General features: G+C 56.8%; 12 protein-coding genes, 2 tRNA genes and 3 rRNA genes. 9 read left to right on the forward strand and 8 right to left on the reverse strand.

The features are described 5' to 3' along the window. Positions 1 to 48 precede the first annotated feature (48 nt). Positions 49 to 984: an IS110 family transposase gene (locus tag ACA060_RS03255; protein ID WP_497314510.1), complete on the forward strand. Its 936-nt coding sequence runs from the start codon at positions 49 to 51 to the stop codon at positions 982 to 984. A 50-nt stretch (positions 985 to 1,034) separates the two neighbouring features. Here the strand turns inward: ACA060_RS03255 and ACA060_RS03260 are convergent, their stop codons facing one another. Continuing rightward, positions 1,035 to 1,721 carry an SDR family oxidoreductase gene (locus ACA060_RS03260; RefSeq protein WP_497315407.1) on the reverse strand — a complete coding sequence of 229 codons (687 nt, stop codon included), beginning with the start codon at positions 1,719 to 1,721 and terminating at the stop codon, positions 1,035 to 1,037. A gap of 25 nt (positions 1,722 to 1,746) precedes the next feature. After that, entirely contained in the window at positions 1,747 to 2,097 is a 351-nt protein-coding gene (locus tag ACA060_RS03265) for a MerR family transcriptional regulator (RefSeq protein ID WP_077750226.1), read from the reverse strand. Between the two features lie 83 nt (positions 2,098 to 2,180). On the opposite strand from ACA060_RS03265, the gene ACA060_RS03270 reads away from it, so the two are divergent. Continuing rightward, on the forward strand, positions 2,181 to 2,603 hold the full coding sequence (locus tag ACA060_RS03270; protein WP_497315409.1) for a hypothetical protein: 423 nt from the start codon (positions 2,181 to 2,183) through the stop codon (positions 2,601 to 2,603). Between the two features lie 81 nt (positions 2,604 to 2,684). Here the strand turns inward: ACA060_RS03270 and ACA060_RS03275 are convergent, their stop codons facing one another. The 6 genes from ACA060_RS03275 to ACA060_RS03300 form a co-directional block, all read right to left on the reverse strand. Then, a complete protein-coding gene (locus ACA060_RS03275) occupies positions 2,685 to 3,611 on the reverse strand; it encodes an ABC transporter permease (RefSeq protein WP_109627825.1) in 927 nt (308 codons plus the stop codon). Continuing rightward, complete coding sequence (locus tag ACA060_RS03280) at positions 3,611 to 4,717, reverse strand: ABC transporter permease (RefSeq protein WP_497315411.1); 1,107 nt, start codon at positions 4,715 to 4,717, stop codon at positions 3,611 to 3,613. The genes ACA060_RS03275 and ACA060_RS03280 overlap by 1 nt, the downstream gene beginning before the upstream one ends. Before the next feature lie 11 nt (positions 4,718 to 4,728). Then, positions 4,729 to 6,294 carry an ABC transporter ATP-binding protein gene (locus ACA060_RS03285; protein WP_497315413.1) on the reverse strand — a complete coding sequence of 522 codons (1,566 nt, stop codon included), beginning with the start codon at positions 6,292 to 6,294 and terminating at the stop codon, positions 4,729 to 4,731. A 532-nt stretch (positions 6,295 to 6,826) separates the two neighbouring features. Further along, entirely contained in the window at positions 6,827 to 7,408 is a 582-nt protein-coding gene (locus ACA060_RS03290; RefSeq protein ID WP_497315415.1) for an IMPACT family protein, read from the reverse strand. A gap of 7 nt (positions 7,409 to 7,415) precedes the next feature. Then, positions 7,416 to 8,066 carry a TetR/AcrR family transcriptional regulator gene (locus ACA060_RS03295; RefSeq protein ID WP_109627829.1) on the reverse strand — a complete coding sequence of 217 codons (651 nt, stop codon included), beginning with the start codon at positions 8,064 to 8,066 and terminating at the stop codon, positions 7,416 to 7,418. 86 nt (positions 8,067 to 8,152) lie between these two features. Beyond that, positions 8,153 to 9,073 (reverse strand): LysR family transcriptional regulator, encoded by a 921-nt coding sequence (locus tag ACA060_RS03300; protein ID WP_109627830.1) that lies wholly within the window; start codon positions 9,071 to 9,073, stop codon positions 8,153 to 8,155. Positions 9,074 to 9,211: 138 nt separating this feature from the next. On the opposite strand from ACA060_RS03300, the gene aptA reads away from it, so the two are divergent. From aptA to rrf, 7 genes are all read left to right on the forward strand, one after another. Continuing rightward, positions 9,212 to 10,561 carry an omega-aminotransferase AptA gene (gene aptA, locus ACA060_RS03305; RefSeq protein ID WP_109627831.1) on the forward strand — a complete coding sequence of 450 codons (1,350 nt, stop codon included), beginning with the start codon at positions 9,212 to 9,214 and terminating at the stop codon, positions 10,559 to 10,561. 65 nt (positions 10,562 to 10,626) lie between these two features. Beyond that, entirely contained in the window at positions 10,627 to 12,120 is a 1,494-nt protein-coding gene (locus ACA060_RS03310; RefSeq protein WP_109627832.1) for a CoA-acylating methylmalonate-semialdehyde dehydrogenase, read from the forward strand. Positions 12,121 to 12,746: 626 nt separating this feature from the next. Then, positions 12,747 to 14,285: ribosomal RNA gene (locus ACA060_RS03315) — 16S ribosomal RNA — on the forward strand. A gap of 83 nt (positions 14,286 to 14,368) precedes the next feature. Beyond that, positions 14,369 to 14,445, forward strand: a tRNA-Ile gene (locus tag ACA060_RS03320). Between the two features lie 27 nt (positions 14,446 to 14,472). Continuing rightward, a tRNA-Ala gene (locus ACA060_RS03325) sits at positions 14,473 to 14,548 on the forward strand. A 250-nt stretch (positions 14,549 to 14,798) separates the two neighbouring features. Then, positions 14,799 to 17,690, forward strand: a 23S ribosomal RNA gene (locus tag ACA060_RS03330). 160 nt (positions 17,691 to 17,850) lie between these two features. Continuing rightward, positions 17,851 to 17,966 (forward strand): 5S ribosomal RNA (rrf, locus tag ACA060_RS03335). Together the 16S, 23S and 5S rRNA genes with 2 tRNA genes alongside form the textbook arrangement of a ribosomal RNA operon. The last annotated feature ends 153 nt before the right edge of the window (positions 17,967 to 18,119 follow it).

Here is an 18,119-nt window from a genome sequence, read left to right on the forward strand (position 1 = left end):
AACGGTAGACCCCAACAAGCACTTAAACCCTAGCTCCGAGGATTCGTCATGACAATCCTTACTTCGCAGACGGTTGTTGGTATCGATATCGCCAAGGCCCAAATTGCTGTCTATCGCACCGACCTGCAAATCATTCAAGACATCAAGAACGATCGAACCGCCCTCAAGCGTTGGCTTAAAACCCTGCCTGCCCAAAGCGCTATCGCCGTTGAAGCCACCAACATCTACCACTTGGACACGGTAGAGCTGGCCCATGAGATGGGTCATCAGGTCTACGTGGTGGATGCTTATCGCGTGAGTCATTACCGCCGTGGCGTTGGCCAACGAGCCAAGAACGATCCCTGCGATGCGCGTTTGCTGGCGCGTTACCTGGAGAATGAACAAAGCAAACTGCGGGTCTGGAGCCCGCCACCCAAGGCCTACAGCTCGCTGAAAAGCCTGCTTCACAGACGTGCAACGCTGATCCAGAACCATGCTGGGCTGATGTTGAGTTGGGCCAATGAACCCTTGTTGAAGAAAGTGCAGGTCGCTCAGCAGAAGGCGTTCAAGCAAGCGGATCAGGCGATTCAGAAACTGCTGCGCAAGGTCAGCAAAGAGGCGGGAATTGAGGCGAATATTGATCGCTGCAAAGCCATCGAAGGCGTTGGGGAACTGACCGCAACCGGGTTGGCGACGACCTTTATGCGGGGCGATTTTGCGAACAGCGATGCGTTCATCGCATTCCTGGGAATGGACTTGGCAGTCGAAGACTCCGGCAAGAAGAATGGGCAGCGGTACCTGACCAAAAAAGGAGATCCGGAGGTTCGTCGTTTGGCGTACAACGCCGCAATGGCGGCGTGTCGCTCGCCTAAATGGAAGCCGTTTTACGAGGCATACCTGGCTAGAGGCTTCTCGAAAACCCAGGCCTTGGTTGCCTTGGCCCGAAAGCTCTGTCGAGTGGCATTTGCCCTGATGAAAAATCAGAGCAAATACCTGTCAGCCTGAGAATTCAGGGTTGCCGGGCAACATAGAATCTCCCACAGGGTATTGCGGTGTTACCAGGGAATGGTTTCGCCTCTGTAGTTCACGAAGTGATGCCCACCCCGGCCGACATAAGCATTCACCTGATCAACCAACCCGCGTGTACTGGTTTCCACATCGATATCGGCGCCTTCACCGCCCATGTCGGTCTTCACCCAACCCGGATGCAACGACAACACGGTGAGCTTCTGATCGCCCAACTGAGTGACGAAACTGTTGGTCATCGAGTTCAACGCAGCCTTGCTCGCCTTGTACAACGCCAGCTCCGGCGCGTCCGGCATGGTCACGCTACCGAGTACCGAACTCATGAACGCCAGCACGCCGGTATCCGGACGAATCTGCCCGGCAAAACGCTGCGCCAGGTTGATCGGCGCCACGGCGTTGGTGAAGAACAATTGACCGACCTCGGCCAACGTCGCACCGCCCGGCGTCTGCACCTCCGGCCCCTTGACCCCGGCATTCACGAACAGCAAATCAAACACTTCGCCCTTTAGCTGTTGGCTCAAGGCGATGACGGCCTGCTGATCGTCCATGTCGAGTTTCTCGATCCGCACCTTGCCCAACGCTTGCAGCGGCTCGGCGTTCTGCGGGTTGCGCACGGTGGCGGTGACTTGCCAGCCGTCGGCCAACAGGGTTTTCACCAGGCCGAGGCCCAGGCCCCGGGAGGCGCCGATGATGAGTGCGGTTTTTGCCTTGGACATGAGTGGCTTCCTTGATAAATGAGGATCATGGACTCAGTGGACAGCGTTGCCCGAGCCGTTGTTGCAATTCGTGGCGCAATGCACCGAGTTCGTCCATACGGGTTTCAATCAACTTGAGTTTGTCTTGCAGCAATTGCGTGACGGCGCTGTCGGGATCCGGCGATTGCCAGATGGTGGCGACGCTGTTGCCGATCTCGCCGAGGGTAAAGCCCAATCGCTGAGCCGTCTTGATGTACAGCACCAGTTGCACCATGTCTGGCGGATAGTCGCGGTAGCCGTTGGCACTGCGTTGCGCCGCGATCAATCCGCGCTGCTCGTAGAAGCGCAGCGTGTCGCGGCTGACGGCGCTGGCCTGGGCTAATTCACCGATGCGCATCATGACGTCTCGAGAGGGGCTTGACCCTGGAGCATACTCCAGGCTTTAGCCTTGTTGCTCCCTGAATTTATGGAGCAAGGCCGATGTGGACTTCAACGCAATATCGCCGGTTGGTGCGGGGCAGCGCCTGGTATGACTTGATCGTGACGGCGGCGTTTATCACGCCATGGAGTTTTGCCGCGTTGCACGGGGTGTTGATGAGCGTGAGCCAGGCGTTCGATCTGCCTGGGGAGCTGCCGCCGTTCGAGCCGATGCACATGTTGATGGCGAATTTGCTGGGGTCGATTGTGTGCGTGTGGGCGGTGCTGCGGATTCGTGATCCGCAGCAGGTGTTTGGGCGGTATGACGCAGTCGGCAGATTCCTGTTCTCTACGTGGCAGCTTTATGCCTTGCTGCATGGTGCCAGTTCATTGTTGGTGATTTTCCTGGTCTTTGAACTTGGGTGGGGCGTGGTTCAGGTGTTGCCTGTTCGGACGCCTTCGCGGGCAAGCCCGCTCCCACAGTGACCGGGTTGCCTGCAGAATGATTGGCCGACACAGAATCCTGTGGGAGTGGGCTTGCCCGCGAGGGGCCAGTCCAGGCGACCACTAATGCCCAGCCCGCCACGGCTGCCCCAACGACACCGGCGCATACAACCGCGTGCGCACCGCATCCCGCGACAGCAGCACCAACACCACAATCGTCGCGACATACGGCAGCATCGCCAGCAGACTCGACGGAATCGCCAGCCCCAATCCCTGCGCCACCAGGTGCAGGATGCTGGCGAGCCCGAACAGGTACGCCCCGAGCAACAATCGCCACACCCGCCAACTGGCAAACACCACCAGCGCCAAGGCAATCCAGCCACGCCCGGCGCTCATGTTTTCTGCCCACATCGGCGTATAGGCCAGCGACAAATACGCGCCCGCCAAACCCGCCATCGCGCCGCCAAACAGCACCGCCAAGGTGCGCACGCCCAACACCGGCAAACCCATGGCGCTGGCCGCCTCCGGGCTTTCCCCGACGGCCTGAATGATCAGCCCGACCCGACTTTTCAGGATCACCCACGCCACCAGCGCAAACAACGCGAACGACAGATACACCAGCAAATCCTGCGCAAACAGCATCCGCCCGATCAGCGGAATCTCACTCAACCAGGGAATCGCCACCGGCTCGAAACCCGCCAGCGGTTTACCGACCCATGCCGCGCCGACAAACGTCGACAGGCCCACACCAAAAATCGTCAACGCCAATCCGGTGGCCACCTGATTGGCGTTGAACACCAGTGCCACCAAGGCAAACAACGACGACAACAGCATTCCGGCAAGCATCGCCAGCAATACACCGAGCCACAGGTTGCCGCTGTTCAGTGCGACGATAAAACCGATCACCGCGCCAAACAGCATCATGCCTTCCTGACCCAGATTCAGGACGCCGCTTTTCTCACAGATTAATTCACCGAGAGCCACCAACAGCAACGGCGTGCCGCAACGGACCATGGCGTAGAAAATGTTACTCAGCAGATCGATATCCATCACAGCGCTCCTGCGTGTACGGCGGTGGCTTGCGCGCGGCGAGTCCAGCGCAGGTTCAAACGTGGCCGGTAGAGAATCAGTACGTCACTGGCCAGCAGGAAAAACAGCATCATTCCCTGGAACAATTGCGTGATCGCTTGCGGCAAGTTCATGCTCATCTGCGCGCTCTCGCCGCCGATGTACAGCAACGCCATCAACAGGCTGGAAAACAGAATGCCGATGGGGTTGAGTCGCCCGAGAAACGCCACCGTGATCGCGGCATAGCCATAACCCGGCGAGACTTGCGGCACCAGTTGGCCGATCGGCCCGGTGACTTCACACACCCCGGCCAGCCCCGCCAATCCGCCGCTGATCAGCAGCGCCAGCCAGATCAGCCGCTTCTCGCGAAACCCGACAAAACCTGCCGCGCGCTTGTCGAGTCCGAGCACTTTGATCTGGAAGCCGACAAAGCTTTTCTGCAACAGAACCCAGACCGCTACCAACGCCAGCAGAGCGAAATACACCCCGGCGTGAACCCGGCCGTCCTCCATCAGAAGCGGCAAGCGGCTGGCATCGCCGAACATCGCAGACTCCGGAAAGTTGAACCCGGCCGGGTCCTTCAGCGGCCCATGCACGCAGAACAGCAGCAGGTTCAGCGCGATGTAATTGAGCATGATGCTGGTAAGGATTTCGTTGGCATTGAAACGCGTGCGCAACCACGCCGTCAGCCCGGCCCACGCGGCACCGGCCAGGCTGCCGACGAGCAGGATCAACACCAGCGCCCAGCGACTTTGCATATCGATGATGTTCACCGCCAGCGCACTACCGGCCAGTGCGCCGAGCAGCAACTGGCCTTCGGCGCCGATGTTCCAGATCCGTGCCTGATACGCCACGGCGAGACCCAGCGCGCAAAGCAGAATCGGCAACGCTTTGACCAGTAACTCGGAGACGCCATACAAGTCGCTGACCGGTGCGATCAGCAAGGTGTGCAGAGTGAGCAGCGGATCATGGCCCAGCGCGACAAACAGCAGGGAGCCGCAACCCAATGTCAGGACCGCCGCCAGCAACGGCGAGCACCACAGCATCAGGCGCGATTGCTGGCCACGGGGTTCGAGAGAAAGCAGCATGTGAAACTCCGTTAAACCGTTGCGGATGCGAGAGGTTGAGGGGCGTCGAACTGTCCGGCCATCCAGCCGCCGACGTCGATCAGGCGCGTGTCGACCGTGGCCCTGAGTGGCGACAGGCGTCCGCTGCACAAGGCACCGAGCCGGTCGCTGATCTGGAACAATTCGTCGAGGTCTTCGCTGATCACCAGGATCGCCGCGCCGGCATTCCGCAAGGCAATCAATGCACGGTGAATGGTGGCGGCGGCGCCGACGTCCACGCCCCAGGTCGGGTGCGCGGCCACCAGTAATTTCGGTTGCTGAAGGATCTCGCGGCCGAGAATGAATTTCTGCAAATTGCCGCCGGACAGGCTGCGGGCCGGCGCTTGGGTGTCGGGTGTTTTCACGCCAAAGCGGCGGATGATTTCTGCCGCCAGCGCCTCGACTTTGGCGCGCTGAATCAGCCCGTTGCTGATCAGTCCTTGTTGAAATGCGGTGAGCAGGGCGTTGTCGGCGAGGCTCAAGTCAGGCACCGCGCCGTGGCCCAGTCGCTCGGCGGGAACGAAGGCGAGGCCGAGTTTGCGTCGTGCATCGGGGCGTAAATCGGCGACCGGTTGCCCGCCGAAACGAATAGTCGCGCTGTCATTTCGGATCAGTCGTTCTTCGCCGCTGAGCAATGCCAGCAACTCATCCTGGCCATTGCCTGCAACGCCGGCGATACCGACGATTTCGCCGCTGCGTACTTCGAGGTCAATGTCCGTCAGGGAGCAGCCGAACGGGTCCGGGTTGTGCCAGGACAACCCGTTCACGTTTAGAAACGCATCACCGCCGATCACCTTCGGATAGTCGGTAATCAGCTCGGCAGCTTCCCCAACCATCAACCTCGCCAATTGCTGATCCGAACACTCGGCCGGCACGCAATGCCCGGCTACGCGACCGCCGCGCAGCACCGTGGCGCTGTGGCATAACGCGCGCACCTCGCCGAGTTTGTGGCTGATGAACAGAATGCTGCAGCCTTCGGCCGCGAGTCGGCGCAGGGTGATGAAGAGGTCGTCGGCCTCCTTCGGGGTCAGCACCGAAGTCGGCTCATCGAGAATCAGCAGGCGAATGTCCTGCATCAGGCAGCGAATGATTTCCACCCGCTGCCGCTCGCCGATCGACAGGCTGTGGACAAGTCGCTCCGGTTCCAGCGCCATGCCATAGCGCCGGGAGACTTCACGGATCTTTGGCTCAAGCTGTTTCGGCGTGCCGGCCGCCGCGCCCATTGCCAGGGCGATGTTCTGCGCCACGCTGAGGGTGTCGAACAGCGAGAAATGCTGGAACACCATGCCGATCCCCAGCGCGCGAGCCTGCGCCGGATTGCGCATGTTCACGCGCTGGCCTTGCCAGATCATTTCGCCAGAATCGGCGTGGGTAACGCCGTAGATGATTTTCATCAACGTGCTTTTGCCCGCGCCGTTTTCGCCAAGCAGGGCGTGGATTTCGCCGGGAGCAATGTTCAGGTCGATGGCGTCGTTGGCCAGGCAACCGGGATAACGTTTGCTGATTCTGTGCAGTTGCAGGCGGGGTGTTTGATCGGGGATCGGCACGGGGTTGGGCATGACAGACTCGGGTCGACAGGAGTTATGCCTGTGGATAAAGCAATTTCCTGGCCATTGAGTCAGGAAAACTGCAAATCCCTGTAGGCAAAGGCATTGAGGACGTGACCTCCCCATCTTTCGATTTCCGATCAGGCACTACTTGGGGGCAAAGTCCTTGATCAGGCTCTGATTTTGCTCGTCGGTTACTGGTCAAAAAACGAGCAACATGCGGCAGCCTATGCCGGATATAGGGCTGCGCCAGCCATGAACGGGTTATCCACAGGTTGTTCCACAGTATTTGTGCGCAAGCTGAAAGCACGGGCATAAGCACTGTGTGGCTATCTTCTAAAGGTGATAACCGCTGCTAACTGGTTGTTTTTTCGTGGAAAAAGTCGTCGGCATGGAAAATTGGACGAAAAATGAGCAAAGCCCGCAAAGCCGCATGACAGAAGGGTTACAGCTGGATATGCGCAGGTTATCCACAGCCAGGTGCACAGCAGATGTGGGCAAGTGAACAGGCTCGACGAAAGGGCAGTGAACGTTGTTGGTGCGATCAGTGCTGCAACACAATGCGCCCGCGACTCAAGTCTGCCAGCTGCGTTTGCAAGGTCGTGATCTGCTCTCTGCCGATCGCCAATTGCAACTCCACGCCATTGGCGGTGAAGGTTTCTTCCACCACCAAACCGCCCGCTTCCACGACGCGCAGTTTCACCAGCGCCAACTCGCCAAACGCACAGGCACAGCTCACCGGCACACGGCTGATCAGCTCGACTTTCGCCGCGCCTTGCAGGCACTTGTTCGCGCCGCCGCCGTAGGCCCGGGCGAGGCCGCCGGTGCCCAGTTGAATGCCGCCGTACCAACGAATCACCAATACCGCGACCTGATCGCAATCCTGCGCTTCGATGGCCGCCAGAATCGGCCGCCCAGCGGTGCCGCCTGGTTCACCATCGTCATTGCTGCGGTATTGATCGCCGAGCTTCCAGGCCCAGCAGTTGTGCGAGGCGTTCAGGTCGCTGTGCTGATCGATGAACGCCTGGGCGTCAGCGGGGCTGGAAATCGGCGCGGCGAAAGTAATGAAGCGGCTTTTGCGAATCTCTTCGCGGTATTCGCAAAAACCGCTGAGGGTAAAAGGCATAAGAGTCTTAGATAGCTGGCGTGAGGCCGCAGCCCTTGAGGATGATGCGGATCAGGTTGTTGCCGGCGTCTTCCATGTCTTGCTTGGTCAGCTTGGTGCGGCCGCTGACACGGCAGATCTGCGTGGCGAAATCGGCGTAGTGCTGGGTGCTGCCCCACAGCAGGAAAATCAGGTTCACCGGGTCGACCGGGTCCATCTTGCCGGCGTCGATCCAGGCCTGGAACACGGCCGCACGGCCCTGGAACCAGGCGCGATAGTCCTGGTTGAAATACTCGGTCAGGCATTCTCCACCACTGATCACTTCCATGGCGAAGATTCGCGAGGCTTGCGGCTGGCGACGGGAGAACTCCATTTTGGCTCGGATGTATCGCGTCAGCGCTTCGGCCGGATCATCCTCGGCGGTCAGGGTGTTGAAGGTGCTGTCCCACAACTGGAGGATGTTGCTCAACACCGCCACGTACAAACCGAGTTTGTTGGTGAAGTAATAATGCAGATTTGCCTTGGGCAAACCGGCATTCAAGGCGATGGTGTTCATGCTGGTGCCTTTGAATCCGTGACGGGCGAACTCGTCTTCGGCGGCTTTGATGATGGTCTCTTCGTTCTTCTGACGAATGCGGCTGGCAGGTTTGCCGCCGTGAGCGGGGACTTCAAAGGTCATAGGCACTTCCGAACAGGATAGGTGGGTGCAAGCAATGCGTTGATAGCGCACCCACAGGCATCAGACAAGTCCCGACACGATAAAACCTAGCGTGTCGCCGCCAGACTCTCCAGAAAACTTTCCAGCACCAAATGCGGGCGACGGCCCTTGCGCGTGACCGATGCGAGGCTCAGGTCATAAAAGCGCGCCTTGGGTTTCAGCGCACGCAATCGACCTTGCTGCACCCAAAGGCTGGCGTAGTGGTCCGGCAAGTAGCCGATGTAGCGCCCGGTGAGGATCAGAAACGCCATGCCTTCGCGGTCCGAGGCACTGGCGGTGCAATTGAGCGCCTGGTAATGCGCCTGGATTTCCGCAGGCAAACGGAAGGTCGGCGCAATGGCGTCCTGGCTGTTGAGGCGTTCGTCGTCCAGTTGCTTGTCATCGACATAAAACAACGGATGGCCGACCGCGCAATACAGCAGCGAACGTTCGCTGTAGAGCGGCTGGTATTCCAGCCCCGACAGTGCGCTGGCCTGCGGCACCACGCCGACGTGCAAGCGACCGTCGAGCACGCCTTGTTCCACTTCATTGGGCGCGATCATGCGGATCTGAATCTGCACGTCCGGCCCGCGTTCCTTCAATTGCGCGAGGGCATGAGTGATGCGCATGTGGGGCAGGGTGACGAGGTTGTCGGTCAGGCCGATGGTCAGCTCGCCGCGCAAATGCTGGTGCAGGCCGTTGACCTCGGTGCGAAAGCTTTCCAGTGCACTTAATAGCTGTAACGCCGAGTGGTAAACCTCACGTCCTTCTTCCGTCAGGGAAAAACCGGCGCGACCGCGTTGGCATAACCGCAGGCCGAGGCGTTGTTCCAGATCGCTCATCTGCTGGCTGATGGCTGAGCGGCCGATCCCCAGGACCGATTCCGCCGCGGAGAAGCCGCCGCATTCCACCACGCTGCGGAAAATCCGCAGCAGGCGGATATCAAAGTCGCTGACTTGTGCCAGTGGATCGGGACGACGAGTGCTCATGCGCAAATGCTCAAAGTTTAGTGTTTGGCAGACTGAACGTTAGAAGAGTTGGATTTCACCGACTTTATCCCCGTGGCAATTTAGCTGCAAGAACGCTTTTGATCTCTATGCCGCTTATTGCCCTGCGAGGTTTTGCCCATGAACTTGCCCGAAAACGCCCAGTCTCCTTTGGCCAGCCAGCTCAAGCTCGATGCCCACTGGATGCCCTACACCGCCAACCGCAATTTCCAGCGCGATCCGCGACTGATCGTGGCGGCCCAAGGCAGTTGGCTGACGGACGACAAAGGACGCAAGGTCTACGATTCGCTCTCGGGTCTGTGGACCTGCGGCGCCGGGCACACTCGCAAGGAAATCCAGGAAGCCGTCGCCAAGCAATTGGGCACCCTCGATTACTCGCCGGGCTTCCAGTACGGTCACCCGTTGTCGTTTCAACTGGCCGAAAAAATCACTGACCTGACGCCGGGCAATCTGAACCACGTGTTCTTCACCGACTCGGGTTCCGAGTGCGCCGACACCGCGGTGAAGATGGTGCGCGCTTACTGGCGCCTGAAAGGCCAGGCGACCAAAACCAAGATGATCGGCCGTGCCCGTGGCTACCACGGTGTGAACATCGCCGGCACCAGCCTCGGCGGTGTGAACGGCAACCGGAAAATGTTCGGTCAGGCGATGATGGACGTCGATCACCTGCCGCACACCTTGCTGGCGAGCAATGCCTACTCCCGTGGGATGCCGGCAGAGGGCGGTATCGCGCTGGCGGATGAACTGCTGAAGCTGATCGAACTGCATGACGCTTCAAACATCGCCGCTGTATTCGTCGAGCCAATGGCCGGTTCCGCTGGCGTGCTCGTTCCGCCGCAGGGTTACCTGAAGCGTCTGCGAGAAATCTGCGATCAGCACAACATCCTGTTGGTGTTCGACGAAGTGATCACCGGTTTCGGCCGTACCGGCTCGATGTTCGGTGCCGACAGCTTCGGCGTGACCCCGGACCTGATGTGCATCGCCAAGCAAGTCACCAACGGTGCGATCCCGATGGGCGCGGTGATTGCCAGCTCCGAGATCTACCAGACCTTCATGAACCAGGCGACGCCGGAGTACGCGGTGGAATTCCCGCACGGTTATACCTACTCCGCGCACCCGGTGGCTTGCGCCGCTGGCCTGGCGGCACTCGACCTGCTGCAAAAGGAAAACCTGGTGCAGAGCGTGGCCGAAGTCGCGCCGCATTTCGAAAATGCGCTGCATGGCCTGAAGGGCTCGAAAAATATTATCGACATCCGCAACTACGGTCTGGCTGGCGCGATCCAGATCGCACCGCGTGACGGCGATGCCATTGTGCGTCCGTTCGAAGCCGGCATGGCGTTGTGGAAAGCCGGGTTCTACGTGCGCTTTGGCGGCGACACCCTGCAGTTCGGCCCGACCTTCAACAGCAAGCCGCAAGACCTTGATCGCCTGTTCGACGCGGTCGGCGAAGTGCTGAACAAAATCGACTGATATTCCTTTCTATATAGAGGCGCTCTTCGAAGGGCGTCTCGTGGACAACTTTTCAGGAGCCCCGCATGAGCCTTATCCCGCATTTGATCAATGGCGAACTAGTGACCGAAGACGGTCGCACGGCCGACGTGTTCAACCCGTCCACCGGTCAGGCCATCCACAAGCTGCCGTTGGCCAGCCGCGAAACCATTCAGAAAGCCATCGACTCGGCCAAGGCTGCGTTCCCGGCCTGGCGTAACACGCCGCCGGCCAAACGTGCCCAGGTGATGTTTCGCTTCAAGCAACTGCTGGAGCAGAACGAGGCGCGTATTGCTCAGTTGATCAGTGAAGAACATGGCAAGACCCTGGAAGATGCTGCCGGTGAACTGAAGCGCGGTATCGAGAACGTCGAGTTCGCTTGCGCCGCACCGGAAATCCTCAAGGGCGAGTACAGCCGTAACGTCGGCCCGAACATTGATGCCTGGTCGGACTTCCAGCCGCTGGGCGTGGTGGCCGGTATCACGCCGTTCAACTTCCCGGCGATGGTGCCACTGTGGATGTATCCGCTGGCGATCGTCTGCGGCAACTGCTTCATCCTCAAACCGTCCGAGCGTGATCCAAGCTCGACGTTGCTGATCGCTCAACTGTTGCTGGAAGCCGGTCTGCCGAAAGGTGTGCTGAGTGTCGTGCATGGCGACAAGGCGGCAGTGGACGCGCTGATCGAAGCGCCAGAAGTCAAAGCGCTGAGCTTCGTGGGTTCGACGCCGATTGCTGAATACATTTATGCCGAAGGTACCAAGCGCGGCAAGCGCGTCCAGGCACTGGGCGGTGCGAAGAACCATGCGGTGCTGATGCCGGATGCGGATCTGGATAACGCGGTCAGCGCACTGATGGGCGCAGCGTACGGTTCTTGCGGTGAGCGTTGCATGGCGATTTCGGTGGCCGTGTGTGTGGGCGACCAGGTGGCGGATGCGTTGGTGGCCAAGTTGGTACCGCAAATCAAGGCGCTGAAAATCGGTGCAGGGACTTCTTGTGGGTTGGACATGGGGCCTTTGGTTTCCGGTCAGGCTCGCGACAAAGTCAGTGGCTATATAGAAGACGGCGTTTCTTCGGGTGCGTCGTTGGTGGTTGATGGCCGTGGTTTGAGCGTCGCCGGTCATGAGGAAGGCTTCTTCCTGGGTGGCTGCCTGTTCGATAACGTCACGCCAGAGATGCGCATCTATAAAGAAGAGATCTTTGGGCCAGTGCTGTGTGTCGTCCGGGTCAACAGTCTGGAAGAGGCGATGCAGCTGATCAACGATCACGAGTATGGCAACGGCACCTGCATCTTCACCCGTGATGGGGAAGCGGCCCGGTTGTTCTGTGACGAGATCGAAGTCGGCATGGTCGGCGTCAACGTGCCGCTGCCGGTACCGGTGGCTTATCACAGCTTTGGTGGCTGGAAGCGTTCGCTGTTCGGCGATCTGCATGCTTATGGGCCGGATGGTGTGCGTTTCTACACCCGTCGCAAGGCCATTACCCAGCGCTGGCCACAGCGTGCGAGCCATGAAGCGTCGCAATTTGCATTCCCTAGCTTGTAAGTAGAAGGGCAGAAGGCCGAGCCCTTTGGGGCTCGGCCTTCGCGTTTTCGGGCTTTTTTGACCTATATGACAGAAATGTGAAGATAGGAGTTGACGGCAGATTCTGGAAGTCTATAATTCGCCCCACTTCCGGCGCAGTCGAAACGGAAAACTCCTTGGTAAACAAAGAGTTACGCAGTTTTCGACAGCGGGTTGCTTCAGGTCATCGAAGCCCAGAAGGAGTTGATCAAGCGGGTTTGTGTGGCTTGATTGACGGTTCGATCTTCTCGGTCGAAAGCGGAGAAAAAGAGGTGTTGACAGCAGCGAGTAACGCTGTAGAATTCGCCTCCCGCTAACGAGAGATCGGAAGCGCAAGTGGTTGAAGTTGCAAAGGAAACTTTGAAACTTCTGAAAATAACCGCTTGACAGCAACAGAGGCTGCTGTAGAATGCGCGCCTCGGTTGAGACGAAAGATCTTAACCAACCGCTCTTTAACAACTGAATCAAGCAATTCGTGTGGGTGCTTGTGGAGTCAGACTGATAGTCAACAAGATTATCAGCATCACAAGTTACTCCGCGAGAAATCAAAGATGTAACCAACGATTGCTGAGCCAAGTTTAGGGTTTCTTAAAAACCCAAAGATGTTTGAACTGAAGAGTTTGATCATGGCTCAGATTGAACGCTGGCGGCAGGCCTAACACATGCAAGTCGAGCGGCAGCACGGGTACTTGTACCTGGTGGCGAGCGGCGGACGGGTGAGTAATGCCTAGGAATCTGCCTGGTAGTGGGGGATAACGCTCGGAAACGGACGCTAATACCGCATACGTCCTACGGGAGAAAGCAGGGGACCTTCGGGCCTTGCGCTATCAGATGAGCCTAGGTCGGATTAGCTAGTTGGTGAGGTAATGGCTCACCAAGGCGACGATCCGTAACTGGTCTGAGAGGATGATCAGTCACACTGGAACTGAGACACGGTCCAGACTCCTACGGGAGGCAGCAGTGGGGAATATTGGACAATGGGCGAAAGCCTGATCCAGCCATGCCGCGTGTGTGAAGAAGGTCTTCGGATTGTAAAGCACTTTAAGTTGGGAGGAAGGGCATTTACCTAATACGTAAGTGTTTTGACGTTACCGACAGAATAAGCACCGGCTAACTCTGTGCCAGCAGCCGCGGTAATACAGAGGGTGCAAGCGTTAATCGGAATTACTGGGCGTAAAGCGCGCGTAGGTGGTTTGTTAAGTTGGATGTGAAATCCCCGGGCTCAACCTGGGAACTGCATTCAAAACTGACAAGCTAGAGTATGGTAGAGGGTGGTGGAATTTCCTGTGTAGCGGTGAAATGCGTAGATATAGGAAGGAACACCAGTGGCGAAGGCGACCACCTGGACTGATACTGACACTGAGGTGCGAAAGCGTGGGGAGCAAACAGGATTAGATACCCTGGTAGTCCACGCCGTAAACGATGTCAACTAGCCGTTGGGAGCCTTGAGCTCTTAGTGGCGCAGCTAACGCATTAAGTTGACCGCCTGGGGAGTACGGCCGCAAGGTTAAAACTCAAATGAATTGACGGGGGCCCGCACAAGCGGTGGAGCATGTGGTTTAATTCGAAGCAACGCGAAGAACCTTACCAGGCCTTGACATCCAATGAACTTTCCAGAGATGGATTGGTGCCTTCGGGAACATTGAGACAGGTGCTGCATGGCTGTCGTCAGCTCGTGTCGTGAGATGTTGGGTTAAGTCCCGTAACGAGCGCAACCCTTGTCCTTAGTTACCAGCACGTAATGGTGGGCACTCTAAGGAGACTGCCGGTGACAAACCGGAGGAAGGTGGGGATGACGTCAAGTCATCATGGCCCTTACGGCCTGGGCTACACACGTGCTACAATGGTCGGTACAGAGGGTTGCCAAGCCGCGAGGTGGAGCTAATCCCAGAAAACCGATCGTAGTCCGGATCGCAGTCTGCAACTCGACTGCGTGAAGTCGGAATCGCTAGTAATCGCGAATCAGAATGTCGCGGTGAATACGTTCCCGGGCCTTGTACACACCGCCCGTCACACCATGGGAGTGGGTTGCACCAGAAGTAGCTAGTCTAACCTTCGGGAGGACGGTTACCACGGTGTGATTCATGACTGGGGTGAAGTCGTAACAAGGTAGCCGTAGGGGAACCTGCGGCTGGATCACCTCCTTAATCGACGACATCAGCTGCTCCATAAGTTCCCACACGAATTGCTTGATTCATTGAAGAAGACGATAAAGAAGCAGCCCGAAATTGGGTCTGTAGCTCAGTTGGTTAGAGCGCACCCCTGATAAGGGTGAGGTCGGCAGTTCGAATCTGCCCAGACCCACCAATTTTGTGTGGGAACCTGTAGAAATACGGGGCCATAGCTCAGCTGGGAGAGCGCCTGCCTTGCACGCAGGAGGTCAACGGTTCGATCCCGTTTGGCTCCACCACTACTGCTTCTGTTTGTTGAAAGCTTAGAAATGAGCATTCCATTGTGATGATGGTGAATGTTGATTTCTAGTCTTTGGATTAGATCGTTCTTTAAAAATTTGGGTATGTGATAGAAAGATAGACTGAACGTTACTTTCACTGGTAACGGATCAGGCTAAGGTAAAATTTGTGAGTTGCTCTTAATTGAGTATTATCGAATTTTCGGCGAATGTCGTCTTCACAGTATAACCAGATTGCTTGGGGTTATATGGTCAAGTGAAGAAGCGCATACGGTGGATGCCTTGGCAGTCAGAGGCGATGAAAGACGTGGTAGCCTGCGAAAAGCTTCGGGGAGTCGGCAAGCAGACTTTGATCCGGAGATGTCTGAATGGGGGAACCCAGCCATCATAAGATGGTTATCTTAAGCTGAATACATAGGCTTAAGAGGCGAACCAGGGGAACTGAAACATCTAAGTACCCTGAGGAAAAGAAATCAACCGAGATTCCCTTAGTAGTGGCGAGCGAACGGGGACTAGCCCTTAAGTGGCTTTGAGATTAGCGGAACGCTCTGGAAAGTGCGGCCATAGTGGGTGATAGCCCTGTACGCGAAAATCTCTTAGTCATGAAATCGAGTAGGACGGAGCACGAGAAACTTTGTCTGAATATGGGGGGACCATCCTCCAAGGCTAAATACTACTGACTGACCGATAGTGAACTAGTACCGTGAGGGAAAGGCGAAAAGAACCCCGGAGAGGGGAGTGAAATAGATCCTGAAACCGTATGCGTACAAGCAGTGGGAGCCCACTTTGTTGGGTGACTGCGTACCTTTTGTATAATGGGTCAGCGACTTATTTTCAGTGGCGAGCTTAACCGAATAGGGGAGGCGTAGCGAAAGCGAGTCTTAATAGGGCGTCTAGTCGCTGGGAATAGACCCGAAACCGGGCGATCTATCCATGGGCAGGTTGAAGGTTGGGTAACACTAACTGGAGGACCGAACCGACTACCGTTGAAAAGTTAGCGGATGACCTGTGGATCGGAGTGAAAGGCTAATCAAGCTCGGAGATAGCTGGTTCTCCTCGAAAGCTATTTAGGTAGCGCCTCATGTATCACTGTAGGGGGTAGAGCACTGTTTCGGCTAGGGGGTCATCCCGACTTACCAAACCGATGCAAACTCCGAATACCTACAAGTGCCGAGCATGGGAGACACACGGCGGGTGCTAACGTCCGTCGTGAAAAGGGAAACAACCCAGACCGTCAGCTAAGGTCCCAAAGTTATGGTTAAGTGGGAAACGATGTGGGAAGGCTTAGACAGCTAGGAGGTTGGCTTAGAAGCAGCCACCCTTTAAAGAAAGCGTAATAGCTCACTAGTCGAGTCGGCCTGCGCGGAAGATGTAACGGGGCTCAAACCATACACCGAAGCTACGGGTATCACTTAGGTGATGCGGTAGAGGAGCGTTCTGTAAGCCTGTGAAGGTGAGTTGAGAAGCTTGCTGGAGGTATCAGAAGTGCGAATGCTGACATGAGTAACGACAATGGGTGTGAAAAACACCCACGCCGAAAGACCAAGGTTTCCTGCGCAACGTTAATCGACGCAGGGTTAGTCGGTCCCTAAGGCGAGGCTGAAAAGCGTAGTCGATGGAAAACAGGTTAATATTCCTGTACTTCTGGTTATTGCGATGGAGGGACGGAGAAGGCTAGGCCAGCTTGGCGTTGGTTGTCCAAGTTTAAGGTGGTAGGCTGGAATCTTAGGTAAATCCGGGATTCTAAGGCCGAGAGCTGATGACGAGTGTTCTTTTAGAACACGAAGTGGTTGATGCCATGCTTCCAAGAAAAGCTTCTAAGCTTCAGGTAACCAGGAACCGTACCCCAAACCGACACAGGTGGTTGGGTAGAGAATACCAAGGCGCTTGAGAGAACTCGGGTGAAGGAACTAGGCAAAATGGCACCGTAACTTCGGGAGAAGGTGCGCCGGTGAGGGTGAAGCATTTACTGCGTAAGCCCATGCCGGTCGAAGATACCAGGCCGCTGCGACTGTTTATTAAAAACACAGCACTCTGCAAACACGAAAGTGGACGTATAGGGTGTGACGCCTGCCCGGTGCCGGAAGGTTAATTGATGGGGTTAGCTAACGCGAAGCTCTTGATCGAAGCCCCGGTAAACGGCGGCCGTAACTATAACGGTCCTAAGGTAGCGAAATTCCTTGTCGGGTAAGTTCCGACCTGCACGAATGGCGTAACGATGGCGGCGCTGTCTCCACCCGAGACTCAGTGAAATTGAAATCGCTGTGAAGATGCAGTGTATCCGCGGCTAGACGGAAAGACCCCGTGAACCTTTACTATAGCTTTGCACTGGACTTTGAATTTGCTTGTGTAGGATAGGTGGGAGGCTTTGAAGCGTGGACGCCAGTTCGCGTGGAGCCAACCTTGAAATACCACCCTGGCAACTTTGAGGTTCTAACTCAGGTCCGTTATCCGGATCGAGGACAGTGTATGGTGGGTAGTTTGACTGGGGCGGTCTCCTCCTAAAGAGTAACGGAGGAGTACGAAGGTGCGCTCAGACCGGTCGGAAATCGGTCGTAGAGTATAAAGGCAAAAGCGCGCTTGACTGCGAGACAGACACGTCGAGCAGGTACGAAAGTAGGTCTTAGTGATCCGGTGGTTCTGTATGGAAGGGCCATCGCTCAACGGATAAAAGGTACTCCGGGGATAACAGGCTGATACCGCCCAAGAGTTCATATCGACGGCGGTGTTTGGCACCTCGATGTCGGCTCATCACATCCTGGGGCTGAAGCCGGTCCCAAGGGTATGGCTGTTCGCCATTTAAAGTGGTACGCGAGCTGGGTTTAGAACGTCGTGAGACAGTTCGGTCCCTATCTGCCGTGGACGTTTGAGATTTGAGAGGGGCTGCTCCTAGTACGAGAGGACCGGAGTGGACGAACCTCTGGTGTTCCGGTTGTCACGCCAGTGGCATTGCCGGGTAGCTATGTTCGGAATAGATAACCGCTGAAAGCATCTAAGCGGGAAACTAGCCTCAAGATGAGATCTCACTGGGACCTTGAGTCCCCTGAAGGGCCGTCGAAGACTACGACGTTGATAGGTTGGGTGTGTAAGCGCTGTGAGGCGTTGAGCTAACCAATACTAATTGCCCGTGAGGCTTGACCATATAACACCCAAGCAATTTGCTGACCTGAAAAGGCACCAGATTGCGGTGTGTGAAGACGAAACGAACCGAAAGTTCGAGATACTCACAAAACACCAAGCTGTCACATACCCATTCGCTGGAGCGTGAACCCGCAAGGGCCCATGACCTGGCTACCGAATTTCTTGACGACCATAGAGCATTGGAACCACCTGATCCCATCCCGAACTCAGCAGTGAAACGATGCATCGCCGATGGTAGTGTGGGGTTTCCCCATGTGAGAGTAGGTCATCGTCAAGATTAAATTCCGAAACCCCAATTGCGAAAGCAGTTGGGGTTTTGTTTTGCCCGCAGGAAAGTTCGTACAGCAACATCGGACGGCTCCCGGCTGTCACAGTCTCCCGACAATGCTAAGGTTCGGCCCTAGATTTTGTATTTTCCCAAGGAAGCCTT

It is taken from the genome of Pseudomonas sp. LBUM1671, from assembly GCF_059695685.1.